General features: G+C 54.6%; 10 protein-coding genes. 6 read left to right on the forward strand and 4 right to left on the reverse strand.

The genetic code is table 11. The features are described from left to right. Positions 1-47: 47 nt before the first annotated feature. From catC to CEK60_RS19570, 3 genes are read right to left on the reverse strand one after another with little or no spacing between them, the layout of a single operon-like run. The gene (gene catC / locus CEK60_RS19560) at positions 48-338 is read right to left on the reverse strand and encodes a muconolactone Delta-isomerase (protein ID WP_089040420.1); all 291 of its coding nucleotides are present in this window, start codon (positions 336-338) and stop codon (positions 48-50) included. Between the two features lie 39 nt (positions 339-377). Next, entirely contained in the window at positions 378-674 is a 297-nt protein-coding gene (locus CEK60_RS19565) for a YciI family protein (protein WP_089040421.1), read from the reverse strand. A gap of 46 nt (positions 675-720) precedes the next feature. After that, positions 721-2,055, reverse strand: coding sequence for a short-chain fatty acid transporter (locus tag CEK60_RS19570; RefSeq protein WP_089040422.1), 1,335 nt, complete (start codon positions 2,053-2,055; stop codon positions 721-723). A gap of 169 nt (positions 2,056-2,224) precedes the next feature. Between CEK60_RS19570 and CEK60_RS19575 the strand changes: the two genes are divergently transcribed. From CEK60_RS19575 to CEK60_RS19600, 6 genes are all read left to right on the forward strand, one after another. Then, positions 2,225-3,130 carry a 3-hydroxyacyl-CoA dehydrogenase NAD-binding domain-containing protein gene (locus CEK60_RS19575; protein ID WP_089040423.1) on the forward strand — a complete coding sequence of 302 codons (906 nt, stop codon included), beginning with the start codon at positions 2,225-2,227 and terminating at the stop codon, positions 3,128-3,130. After that, entirely contained in the window at positions 3,127-4,155 is a 1,029-nt protein-coding gene (locus CEK60_RS19580) for a cyclase family protein (RefSeq protein ID WP_089040424.1), read from the forward strand. Before CEK60_RS19575 ends, CEK60_RS19580 begins: the two co-directional genes overlap by 4 nt. Positions 4,156-4,271: 116 nt before the next feature. Beyond that, positions 4,272-6,038, forward strand: a complete 1,767-nt coding sequence (locus tag CEK60_RS19585) for a sensor histidine kinase (protein WP_089040425.1) — start codon at positions 4,272-4,274, stop codon at positions 6,036-6,038. Beyond that, the gene (locus tag CEK60_RS19590; RefSeq protein ID WP_089040426.1) at positions 6,035-7,417 is read left to right on the forward strand and encodes a sigma-54-dependent transcriptional regulator; all 1,383 of its coding nucleotides are present in this window, start codon (positions 6,035-6,037) and stop codon (positions 7,415-7,417) included. Before CEK60_RS19585 ends, CEK60_RS19590 begins: the two co-directional genes overlap by 4 nt. Before the next feature lie 239 nt (positions 7,418-7,656). Next, the gene (locus tag CEK60_RS19595) at positions 7,657-8,682 is read left to right on the forward strand and encodes a TAXI family TRAP transporter solute-binding subunit (protein ID WP_089040427.1); all 1,026 of its coding nucleotides are present in this window, start codon (positions 7,657-7,659) and stop codon (positions 8,680-8,682) included. Between the two features lie 80 nt (positions 8,683-8,762). Beyond that, positions 8,763-10,895 carry a TRAP transporter permease gene (locus CEK60_RS19600; protein WP_089040428.1) on the forward strand — a complete coding sequence of 711 codons (2,133 nt, stop codon included), beginning with the start codon at positions 8,763-8,765 and terminating at the stop codon, positions 10,893-10,895. A 91-nt stretch (positions 10,896-10,986) separates the two neighbouring features. Here CEK60_RS19600 and CEK60_RS19605 read toward each other — a convergent pair whose 3' ends face one another. After that, positions 10,987-11,913: a YihY/virulence factor BrkB family protein gene (locus CEK60_RS19605; protein ID WP_089040429.1), complete on the reverse strand. Its 927-nt coding sequence runs from the start codon at positions 11,911-11,913 to the stop codon at positions 10,987-10,989. Between the last annotated feature and the right edge of the window lie 73 nt (positions 11,914-11,986).

Consider the following 11,986-nt stretch of genomic DNA (forward strand, 5'->3'; position numbering starts at 1 on the left):
ATTAAGAGCCTGTAAGAAAACGCGGCGGAGTCGATAGAGCAGAGCTGTTATGCGTCACCTTCGTGTATAGATGAAGGATGACCGCATAATGGCTTCACATGGATATCCATATAGGGAAACAGCGGCAAACCGCTAATAAGATCGTGGAGTTCAGCATTGTCACTGACGTCGAAGATGCTGACGTTGGCGTAGCTGCCAGCGATCCGCCATAGGTGGCGCCATTTGCCTTGCCGTTGTAGCTCCTGAGAGTAGGCTTTCTCCTTTGCTTTGATGTCAGCCACTTGCTCGGCGGGCATATCCGCCGGCAGTTTTACGACCATTTCTACATGAAACAGCATTGCACTTCTCCATGGGTAGTTTTGCTACAGGTATTCGCGCTACAGAGTGTTTTTTCGATTTAAATAGGCTTGTCGCCAGCGCACGATTTTAACCTCGGCGAATAGCCCAGCTTGGTGGAATGGGTCAGACTCGATGAAGTGCTCGGCCTCCTCGCGGCTATCCAAGTCGACTAGGTAGATACCGCCAGACGCCGTTTTGCCATCATCGGAAAGCTTGGCGCCACAGGCCAGCAAGGTCACTACGTTGGCATCCAGATACTCCAAGTGGGCTTGGCGTACCTCCAGGCGTAGGGCCTGACGGTCGGGCTTGTCGAAGGTTTCGATCAAAAAAGGCATGGGGCAGTCCCGTAAGTCAAGAGTCGTTAAGCGTAGATAAGAGCCGTTAGGCGCCGAGGTAGCCCCAAATCAGCATCGCGCTGGCGTAGATGACCCCGAGGTAGATTAGGATCAGCACCATGTAGCCCATCACATCACGTAACTTCAAGCCGGAGATGGCTAACACCGGCAGGATCCAGAATGGCTGCACCATGTTGCTCCATTGGTCACCAATTTGGACGGCAAGCGCCGTGGCTGCCTGGGAAGCACCAAGTTCTGTGGCGGCTTGAACCATAACAGGACCTTGGACAGCCCATTGGCCGCCACCGGATGGTGCCAGCAGGTTGATGATGGCGCCGCTGATAAATGACCAGATAGGCAAGGTTTGCGCACTGGATATATCAACGAAGGTATTGGCGAACGAAACCACCAGCCCTGACCCCACGAGAATTCCCATGATCCCGGCGTAGAAAGGGTACTGCACGATAATGCCAGAGACGATACGAATCCCATCCGCCAAGGCGGCTAGGTAGTTGGCAGGCGAGGCAAATAGCAATATACCCAAAAACAGGAAGGCGAAATTGATGGTATTAAGGTTCAGCGAACCGCCATCGAATGCATACAGTGCAATATACAGCATGCCTAGCGCGCCGATGCCAATGCCCACCACTTTGCTGCGATTCAAGCGTTCGGCGATGGTGGTTTTTGTGTCGTTGGGCAGCGGGGCTGCGGAGGGCTTGGCTACCGTGGCTGGATCGATTTCGACGATATCTTCGGCTTGCTTGGGATGCAGCCAGGCATTGAAGAAAGGAAGAGTGAGCAGAATAAGGGCGCTGGTGATCAAAAGAATGGGCGAGAAAATTGTTTCGCTCAGTGGGATTAATCCAATCGTATCCTGAAGAAAGTGCCCTTCGGTGGCGATCAGTAGCGGCACGCTGCCAGACAGACCGATACCATAAAGAGCAAAGCCAGAATACGCCGCAGCGATCACTAGTGGGTAATGTAAGCCTTTCACGTTAAGCGCCAACTTCTGGGCGACTATACCGCCGATGACCAAGCCGAAACCCCAGTTTAGCCAGCTACCGATACCTCCCACTAGAGTGGCAACAACAATCGCGACGAAGGGCGTTGTGACGCGTGCTGCGACGCGATTGAGTATGCCGTCAACCAAGGGCGTTTTGGCCAGGATATAGCCCGCTAGGAGGATGACCGTCATTTGCATGCTGAAGGCCAGTAAGTCCCAGAAACCATCGCCCCAATAACGCACTGCATTCAAAGGGCTGGTGCCCTGCATTAACACTGCCAGGAGCATTGTGAGCATGGTTAGGAGGATCGCGATGACGAGAGGATCGGGCATGTAGCGGTTAACGAGCCGGGTGAAGAAATTTGCCAGCGCATTCATAGGAAGCCCTCTTATTGTCGGCGTGCCTGTCATTGTCTACTATGTACGCATAGCGCACATAAGTTCGTTTTTCGTGAGTGATCTTTGACTCACGACTAGTTTTATTCAATGCGACATTTGTCTAGGTTCACGTGAATGATCTCCGAGCCAGACGAAGGAGGAAGGACTGATGCAGGACGATTCATTGCAAGCTGCTGTGGTAGGTGCGGGAACCATGGGCACCACGCTGGCCAAGTTAATGGCGACGCATGGTGTCAAGGTCACTGTGGTTGATACCAACCCGCAGGTATTGGAAGCCAGTCGCTTGAATGTGGGGGAGAGTGCCGAGATCATTCGCTTTACCCCAGATTTGGAGGTGGCGAAGAGTGCCGATTTTGTCATTGAGAGCGTGACAGAAGACGTCGCGATTAAGCGAAAGGTCGTGGCGCAAATCGAGTCTGAAGTGGCCGATACTTGTATCATCGTGACCAATACATCGGGTATTCCGATTGATGACATCGGAAGTGCCATGCGTGTGTCGCAACGGTTCCTGGGGACGCACTTCTTTAATCCGGCGGATATCATACCTGCCGTGGAAGTGGTGCCAGGCAGCCATACCGAGGCGGCAGTAGTGGAAAAGGTGTGCGGTTGGCTAAAGCGTTGGGGGAAACGCCCTGCGGTACTGAATACCTGTGTACCTGGTTTCGTCGCTAACCGGATCCAGCATGCGGTGATGCGTGAATGCCTCTCCCTGTTGGAAAAAGGGGTAGTGGAGGCCGAAGCGCTGGATGATATCGTGCAGTACTCTATTGGTGTGCGTATGGCGTTGAACGGCCCCTTATGTCAGCGCGACCTTAACGGGTTGGACACCCACCTGAATATCGCCCATTACCTCTATGCGGATCTCGAAGCACGTCAGCAACCTGCCGCTCTGCTTGAAGAGTACGTTGCCCAAGGTCGCCTAGGTGCCAAGGCTGGGCAAGGTTTCTACCAGTGGAGTGATGAGACGCGGACCCAGCACCAGGCCCGGGAGCGGGAAAACCTGCAGCGTATCATTGAAATCGCTACCCAACATGCCGGTGGAGACAAGTCATGAATCAGCCACGCTGGAAGAAACGTCCTGAAGGTAGCAACTGGGGCGAGTTTGGCCCTGAAGATCAACTGGGGCGAGTCAACCTGATCGGCACCGAGCAGGTGCTCAAAGGTGTGAAGGAAGTCCACGAAGGGGTGACATTCTGCTTGTCGCTACCTCTGGATATCCCCGGCGGAAAGGTGTTGAACCCCCGTCGTTCGCCTCCGAAGCTAACCCCGACAGCTCTGGGTGATGACCAGTACATCAACTTTCCCCTGGCGACTCATAGCCCCGCGCTGCATGACGTTATTAGTGATGACCAGGTTCAGCTATCGTTGCAGTACTCCACGCAGTGGGACTCCCTGGCTCATGTGGGCGCTCTGTTCGATGGCGATGGTGATGGCACGCCAGAACGCCGCTACTACAACGGCTACCTGGCCGAGCAGGATGTGCTCGATCTGAGCGGAGAATCGGCCCAGTGGCACGACTCCTATGCTAGACGCCTGGGAGTCGAGACACTGGCAACACATGGCATGCAAGGCCGAGCCGTATTGGTCGATTTGGTGAGAGTTTTCGGTGCGGGAAGAACGCTGGTAGGGCACCTGGAGTTGATGGAAGCGCTGAAACAACTGAACGTGGTGGTGGAGCGTGGCGATATGCTGGTATTGCGCACTGGGTTCGCCGAGGCGTTGTTGGATATGCAGGGTACGCCACAGCCAGAGGTGCTGAAAAACACCGGGGCAGTGCTTGATGGCAGTGATTCAGCCTTGCTGGAGTGGATCACTGAAAGCGGCATTGCGGCGATCTGTGCGGATAATTATGCGGTGGAAAACTTAGACCGTGAGTTGGCGTCGAGCTGTTGCTCTAAACTTCCATTGCACCATCATTGCCTGTTCAAACTCGGATTGCCGCTGGCGGAGTTATGGTATCTGAAAGATTTAGCAGAATGGTTGCATAGCCGCCAGCGCAACCGGTTCTTGCTGACGGCGCCACCACTTCGGCTGCCAGGCGCCATTGGCTCGCCGGTGACGCCTGTGGCAACCGTATAGTGATGAGTTTGCCGCTGCGCTGAAGGGCGTTAGAGATACCTTCGACAATGGGAGTGCTTACGCCTGGGTGATAAGCTCTTAGGTCTGATCAATTCGACCGTTGAGGCAAACTCACAGTGAGCAGAAAGATTTGGCTGTATGCGCTGGTTCTGGCCTCTTTAATCGTGCTGAGCCTTTTGGGGTTATGGTGGTTATGGCATTGGCAATACAGCCACGCCGAAGCGGATGCCCAGCGTCACGCGAATACGCGTCTAGCGCTCTACACCAGCAGCCTGCAAGGCGCGCTTGAGCGCTTTACCTACCTGCCTGACTTACTGGCCCAGCAGCCTTTAGTCCAGGCTGCCCTGCGCGAACCCAGTGAGTTATTGCTGTCTCCTGTTAATCAGCACTTGGCAGAGGTTGCTGAGCGTTCGGGCGCTGACGCCATTTTTCTGATGAATGAGCAAGGCGTCACCCTGGCCAGCAGCAACTATGCACTCGAGCAAAGTTTCATTGGCCACGATTATCACTTCCGCCCCTATTTTTACGATGCCATGCAGAGCGGTAGCGGTGAATTCTTTGCAATAGGTGACACAACCGGACAGCCGGGTTATTTCACCTCTTATGTCGTTACGCTTGGCGACGACACTGTCTCTGCGGGTGTCCTGGTGGTTAAGGTCTCACTGGAAGCGCTTCAAGAGGATTGGCGTCGAGCACAAGAGAACGTCATTTTGTCAGATGCCAATGGCGTTGTGATACTTTCTAGCCGTGAGCAGTGGCGGTTTCAGCACATTGATGGGCTTTCTGAAGATGCATTGGCGCAGATTAATGCCCAACGTCAATTTCTCGATAAATCGCTTTCCCCACTCGGCCAGCGGCTACATGACGATACGCTGGTAATAGGCAACCAAGGACAAGGGGGAGGCGAGCGTTTTCTGGTCGCTTCCCTGCCGCTTGCTACACTGGGTTGGTCGATGCATTATCTCAGCCCGGTGCGGCCACTTTATATCAGTGCTCGCAATGTACTCCTGGCGGGCTTAGTCACACTTTCCGCTCTTTTGTTATTTGGTTTGTGGCTACGTGAACGCCAAAAACGCCAACATATGCGCTATGCTCAGGCGAAAATCATCCAGCAAACCAATATTCGCTTGGAAGAGCGTGTCCAGGAACGCACCCAGGCCTTAGAGGATGCGCAAGCTGAACTGGTCCAAGCGGGTAAATTGGCCGCCTTGGGGACCATGGCGGCAGGCATTGCCCATGAGCTTAATCAACCTCTTTCAGGCATCCGTACTTATGCTGCCAACGGTGAGCGGTTGTTGGCGCTTGGCCGTCAGGAAATGGCAGGCGACAACTTCCAACGTATTCAGGTATTAAGCAAACGCCTCGCCCGGCTAATCGAGCAGCTAAAGCTGTTTGCTCGCAAGGGCGAGAGCCGGGAGAGTGTGGATCTTCCAGCCAGCCTGAACTTCGTACTAGAGCTACTCGAGGAGCGTTTCCAGCAGCAAAAAGTGCGTTTGGAGCGTGACGGCGATTGGCCGCAGTCACTCTGGGTACGCGGCGATGACGTTCGCCTTGAGCAGTTGCTTACCAACCTGCTGCGTAATGCGCTGGATGCGTTGAACGACATAGCCAATGGCGTCATTCGTCTTCACGTTGAGATCACTGCGGAGCAAGTGCAGTTGACGATCCATGACAATGGCCCAGGCTTGCCCCAAGAAGTGATCGAGCAGATGTTCGACCCATTCTTTACGACTAAACCGGTTGGGGAAGGCTTAGGGCTGGGGTTGTTTATTAGCTACGGCATTGCTCAGGACCTTGGCGGTAAGCTCAGCGCTGGCAATCACTCCGCTGGGGGCGCTTGGTTTTGTCTGACATTACCGCATGGTGAGGAGACACCTTCATGACGCACGCATCTTCTAGCACCTTAGCTCGACTATCGGCTGCTTCTCTGCCCGTCTGGCTAGTGGACGATGAAGCCGATGTCCGTGACTCTCTTAGCCAATGGTTGGAGGTGTCGGGATTAGAGGTTCGCACGTTTTCACGCGCCGGTAAGGCGCTGAGTGCACTTCAAAATGGCCAGCCATGCGGTGTCGTCGTCAGTGATATCAAGATGCCCGAGATGGATGGCTTGGCCTTGTTTGCCGCCGTGCAAGCACTCGATACGCCGCCCCCGGTGATTCTGATCACGGGCCACGGTGATGTCCCCATGGCGGTTGCGGCGATTCAGCAGGGGGCCTGGGACTTTGTGCAAAAGCCCTTCGACCCTGAACGCCTTGAAGAGTGTGTACGACGAGCACTAGAGCATCGGGCCCTGGCGCTGGAAAACCTGCAGTTACAGCAGGCATTACGGCATAACTATTTAAGCACGCGCCTGCTCGGCGACTCTGCGCTGATGCAAGTACTACGGCGCCAAGTGGAAAACTTAGCTGCTAGCCGTGCCAACGTGGTTATCAATGGTGAAACGGGCAGCGGCAAGGAAGTCGTGGCTCGCGCCTTGCATGACTTTGGTAGCGGTAGCCAAGGCGCTTTTGTGGCGTTGAACTGTGGCGCCATGAACAGTGAATTAATTGAATCAGAGCTGTTCGGGCATGAAAAAGGCGCCTTTACCGGGGCGGGAGAGCGGCGTATAGGCCTGCTGGAAACCGCCAGCCACGGCACCCTCTTTTTGGATGAAATAGAGTCACTGCCACTGTCTGCCCAGGTTAAGCTGTTGCGCGCACTGCAGGAAGGTGAAATTACCCGGCTAGGCAGCAACCAAGTTATCCACCTCCATCTTCGGGTCGTAGCGGCCAGTAAAGAGAACTTGCTGGAAATGGTCTCGCAAGGAGATTTTCGCGAGGATCTTTATTATCGCTTGGCGATTGCCGAGCTGGCGATTCCCCCCTTGCGTGAGCGCCGCGAAGATATTCCCTTGCTGTTTCGTCACTTCTGCCATCAAGCCGCTGATGTTCACGAAAGGCCGCTGCGCGAACCCACCACAGAACTGCTGACTGCCCTCGGTAATCATCGGTGGCCTGGAAACCTCCGCGAGCTGCGCAATATTGCCACGCGCTTTATTCTTGGGCTGGATCTGCCCTGGCAAAGCTCGCCTATGCCGCCAAATCAAGCGTCTGCGCTCTCTGTGCGTATGGAAGTATTTGAGGCTACCGTCTTGAAAGAAGCGCTACAGCGCCATAATGGCAATATTCAAGCGGCACTCGACGAACTCGATCTACCTCGCCGTACACTCAATCAGAAAATGCAGCGTCACCAGTTACGCCGCGAAGACTTTCTCGCGACCTAAACGATTGATTCAAGAGTTAATGCGCTAGGGCTGATTCATCGGCCATTTTTTGCCGGTGAGGGAAAAAGCCATCGGCGAAAAATGGCCGATGGTCGCTCAGGCGTCTTCGCCTTTTGTCGTAGAAGTAAAATCATAATTTATTGATTTTTATGGCTTTGTTTGAAGTTGGCTAGCTTCTCGCTCTATTGGGGAAGGAGTAGTGATTACTCCAACAATTCCAATAAGCTGGGAGCAACACCATGCTGAAACGCCAATTTCTTAAAACCGCTCTTTGTCTCGCTACCGCCGCTGCATTCGGCGTCAGTGCCTCCGCTGTTACCGCCCAGGAACCTACCGAGGGCGGACAATACATCATGGGCACTGCCACCACCGGTGGCACGTTCTATCCAGTAGGCGTCGCGCTTTCTACACTGATACGTGTCAAGCTCGAGCCTACCCACGGCATCTCCGTTTCCGCCATCAGCTCGGCGGGTTCTGCGGAAAACTTGCGCCTGATGGATGACGACCAGGCTCAATTCGGCATTCTGCAAGCGCTCTACGGCGCCTGGGCATGGTCCGGTGAGGGGCCAGTGCCCAAAGCCTATGACAACGTACGCTCAGTTTCTATGCTGTGGCAGAACGTCGAACACTTTGTGATGCGTGACGCACTGGTCGATACTGGCACCATTGATGACTTGACCCAGCTCTACGGGCGCGGTTTCTCCATTGGGGCGCGTAATTCCGGTACCGAAGGTTCTGGTCGGCAAATTCTTGCCGGTCTGGGCATTGATCCGGAGCAGATGGATATTGCCTACCTGGGCTACAGTGCCAGCGCTGATTCCATGCAGAACGGCAATATAGACGGCATGAACATACCGGCAGGCGTTCCGGCCTCTGCCGTGACCAGCGCCTATGCCAATATGGGCGATGACATTACCACGCTGAACGTGACCGCTGAGCAACTTGAGCGAATTAACAGCCAGTACCCAGTGTGGAGCGCTTTCGAAATTCCCGCCGACACTTACCCTGGTCAGGACTCCCCGATCAATACCATTTCCCAGCCCAATATTTTGGTGGTTAACGCCGATGTGCCTGAAGAACATGTGTATCAGATCACCAAAGCCATGTTCGAGAACCTACCGTTTCTAAACAACATTCACCCGGCAACGCGTGATATGGCTCTGGAGAAAGCGCTCGACGGTCTGCCGATACCACTGCATGCCGGTGCCGCGCGCTATTTCCGTGAACAAGGCATTGAAATTCCCGAGCATCTTCTCGAAGGCTGAAGGCCTATCGCCCTGCATCTGCCTGGCATAAGCCGGGCGGATGGCCTCCCTATGCCTGACTTCGTTTCATGAGGTACACCATGAGTCATTCGACACCTGATACGGTGCGCGATGAATCCGCAAGCAGCGCTTCAGAGCGCCTTGAACATCCCTGGCTTGGGCGGATTCTGAGCTTGCTCGCCATCGTCGTTGCTTTCTCACATATCTATTTCAATACCCTGGGCACTGTCTCAGAGATTTGGGTTAGTGCATTACACTTCGGTATGTTCGGCCTGTTGTGCGCGCTTTCCGTGCCGATGTTCAAAGCGCGCTCGGCTAGCGGTCAGCGCCTATTACTCGCCGTTGATGTGTGTCTTGGTCTAGCCGCCCTAGGCTGTGCGTTCTATTTAATCGGCTTTGAGGATGCGCTTTATGCCCGTGGGGTACGCTTTTCCCTGGCTGACTGGATCGTGTCGATTACCGCTTTGGCGTTGGTATTAGAATTTGCCCGCCGGACTACCGGCTGGTTTATCCCGCTGCTATGTATCATTGCGCTGACGTACGTTGCTTGGTGGGGGCGCTATGTAGGCGGGGTGTTCAATTTCCCCGGGCTGAACTGGGAAACTGTTCTGTTTCGCAGCTTCCTCGGCGGTGACGGCATGCTGGGCTCGATTGCCCGGATTTCCTGGTCTTACGTTTTTATGTTCATTCTCTTTGGTGCCTTCCTGGTTCGTTCGGGCGCTGGAGAGTTCATCATTGAGCTGGCACGTTGTGCCGCGGGTCGTTTTGTTGGTGGCCCGGGGTTTGTAGCGGTATTCGCTTCAGGGCTTATGGGGTCAGTGTCTGGCTCCAGCGTAGCCAATACGGTCTCTACCGGTGTGATCACTATTCCCTTAATGCGTAAGGCAGGCTTTCCACCACGTTTTGCGGCTGGCGTTGAAGCCGCGGCTTCAACCGGGGGCCAGCTTATGCCTCCCGTTATGGGGGCGGGGGCTTTTATCATGGCCTCTTACACCCAGGTTTCATATCTCACTATCATTGGTGTCGCTGCGCTTCCTGCACTGCTGTACTTCCTCTCGGTGGCCATGTTCGTGCGCATCGAAGCCAAGCGTAGCGGTACTCATCAGGTAGAAACGGAACAAGCTCCAAAACTGATTGATGTATTGAAGGGCGGTTGGCACTACCTGCTGCCACTCGTGGTGCTGGTCGTCGCCCTTATCAATGGCTTCACCCCCACCTATGCTGCCGGTATCGCTATCGTGTCGGTGGTCGTTGCTTCCTGGTTATCACGTTCACCCATGAAGCTTCAGGCAATTATCGACGCTTTGGTACTGGGCACCCGCAACATGGTTTCCACCGCCATTTTACTGCTGACGGTTGGCTTGATCGTCAATGTGGTGTCGACGACCGGCATTGGTAACATCTTCTCGTTGATGATCTCAGACTGGGCGGGCGGCAGCCTGTTAATCACCATCGTGTTGATCGCGCTGGCCTCTCTTATTCTGGGGATGGGGTTGCCGGTGACGGCCGCTTATATCGTATTGGGCACGCTATCGGCACCTGCGTTGTATGGTCTGATGGCACACAGTCAGCTGTTAGAACTGATTATGGCCGGTGATTTGCCCGAGCAGGCACGGGCGATCTTTATGCTTGCCGCGCCAGATGCTTTGGAAGCGCTGAATGCCCCGATGGACGCCGCCAGTGCTCAACAACTACTGGCCTTGGTACCGGACGATTTCCGTTCACAGCTCTACGAGCAGGCGCTTTCGTCGCACACAATATCGATGCTGCTGGTGGCGGCGCACATGGTGATTTTCTGGCTATCTCAGGACTCCAATGTGACTCCGCCGGTATGCCTTACCGCCTTCGCTGCGGCGGCGATTGCCAAAACGCCACCTATGCGTACTGGTTTTACCGCTTGGAAAATCGCCAAGGGCCTCTACATCATTCCCTTGCTGTTTGTGTGGTCGCCAATGATCACCGGGACGCCGACTGAAATGTTGGTGGTGTTTGCCTTCGCGTTGTTCGGTATTTACGCCATTATCGCAGGGCTGGAAGGCTATCTGGAAAGCGAGTTGCCCTGGTGGCTGCGCCTAGCCATGTTCCCCATTGGTGCTTTAATGCTGTGGCCCCATGGAAACTTGCTGCTGGACTTCGTGGGCTTGGCGCTGTTTTTAATAACGCTGGTGTGGAGTGCCAGACGTGACCGCCAGATGGCACATACAATGGCCTGACACTAGGCGAGCATAAAGGGGGCAGCCCTCTTATCAATAGCGCTCAAATAAATGCCGCCATCAAAAGATGGCGGCATTTCAATGTAATGTCTTAATCAACGTGGGTGATGGGTTGTCGGTCGGGGTCAATATGCCAAGGCAGGCCGAGGCGTGTGTTGCGCTCTAGCTCAGCAATGACCTGTGCGCCCAGTAATAAAATGATGGCACCGACTTCCAGGCTGATCAGCACAATGATCAGCGTTGCTAGGGACCCGTAAACGGCGTTGACGAACGAGAGGTGAGTGAAATAGTAGACCAGTAGCAGCCGCACGCCTTCCCACAGCAGTGCCGCGACAAAGCCGCCGATGATTGCTCGGCGTAACGCGATACGCACTACCGGCAGCACCTTGTAGATAGCGCTAAACAATAAGAAAACCCCAGCAAAACTGAATAAGTTCAGGACTGGTTCGGAAAACCCTGCAAACGGCAGTTGCCGCTCAAAGAGCGCCATCATCAGCGTATTGAGCGAGCTGGCCAGGGTGACGACCAGTGTTAAGGCCAGCAGCCCCGCCCCTAGCACTAACATGAAAGCGTACGGCAGCATCACCGATACCCACACACTACGCTTGATGTGGGGGCTTTCTGGCGCATGGAAGATAATCGCCAAGGCATCTTCTAGCATGCGAAAGGCAAAAGAGCTGAAGAGCAGCAGAATGGGTAAGCTAAGAATGCCGATGACGCCGCGAGACTCCAGCAGACTGCGCACGGCGTCCATCAACACTTCGGCATGGGCCGGTGCTAGGTGGCGCGCTTGTACAGCAAGAACGCTGAGTAAATGCTGTTGATCCACCACTTTGGTCAACAGTACAACCAATACTGCAAATAGCGGCACGATGGAGAGCAAAATATTGTAGCCCACCCCACCGGCAAGCAGGATGCCGCGATTCTTCAGGAAGTGACACACGACACGCCAGGCAAAATGAGCCAGCCGTGGCAGCAGTAGAAGTAAGGCATTGAGTGCTGTTTGGTTGCGCCCCATCGTTTGCCATCCTCCTTGTGTGCCAACACTATGCTTTGGCGGTGTGACTGTTCAGCGACAACAAGCGTCAGTG

The sequence above is a fragment of the Halomonas sp. N3-2A genome, from assembly GCF_002216165.1.
Lineage (GTDB): Bacteria > Pseudomonadota > Gammaproteobacteria > Pseudomonadales > Halomonadaceae > Vreelandella.

What these genes read in the sequence shown, in the direction of transcription:
- catC (WP_089040420.1), bottom strand. Translation starts at nt 338, where the DNA reads ATGCTGTTTCATGTAGAAATGGTCGTAAAACTGCCGGCGGATATGCCC.
- CEK60_RS19565 (WP_089040421.1), bottom strand. Translation starts at nt 674, where the DNA reads ATGCCTTTTTTGATCGAAACCTTCGACAAGCCCGACCGTCAGGCCCTA.
- CEK60_RS19570 (WP_089040422.1), bottom strand. Translation starts at nt 2,055, where the DNA reads ATGAATGCGCTGGCAAATTTCTTCACCCGGCTCGTTAACCGCTACATG.
- CEK60_RS19575 (WP_089040423.1), top strand. Translation starts at nt 2,225, where the DNA reads ATGCAGGACGATTCATTGCAAGCTGCTGTGGTAGGTGCGGGAACCATG.
- CEK60_RS19580 (WP_089040424.1), top strand. Translation starts at nt 3,127, where the DNA reads ATGAATCAGCCACGCTGGAAGAAACGTCCTGAAGGTAGCAACTGGGGC.
- CEK60_RS19590 (WP_089040426.1), top strand. Translation starts at nt 6,035, where the DNA reads ATGACGCACGCATCTTCTAGCACCTTAGCTCGACTATCGGCTGCTTCT.
- CEK60_RS19595 (WP_089040427.1), top strand. Translation starts at nt 7,657, where the DNA reads ATGCTGAAACGCCAATTTCTTAAAACCGCTCTTTGTCTCGCTACCGCC.
- CEK60_RS19600 (WP_089040428.1), top strand. Translation starts at nt 8,763, where the DNA reads ATGAGTCATTCGACACCTGATACGGTGCGCGATGAATCCGCAAGCAGC.
- CEK60_RS19605 (WP_089040429.1), bottom strand. Translation starts at nt 11,913, where the DNA reads ATGGGGCGCAACCAAACAGCACTCAATGCCTTACTTCTACTGCTGCCA.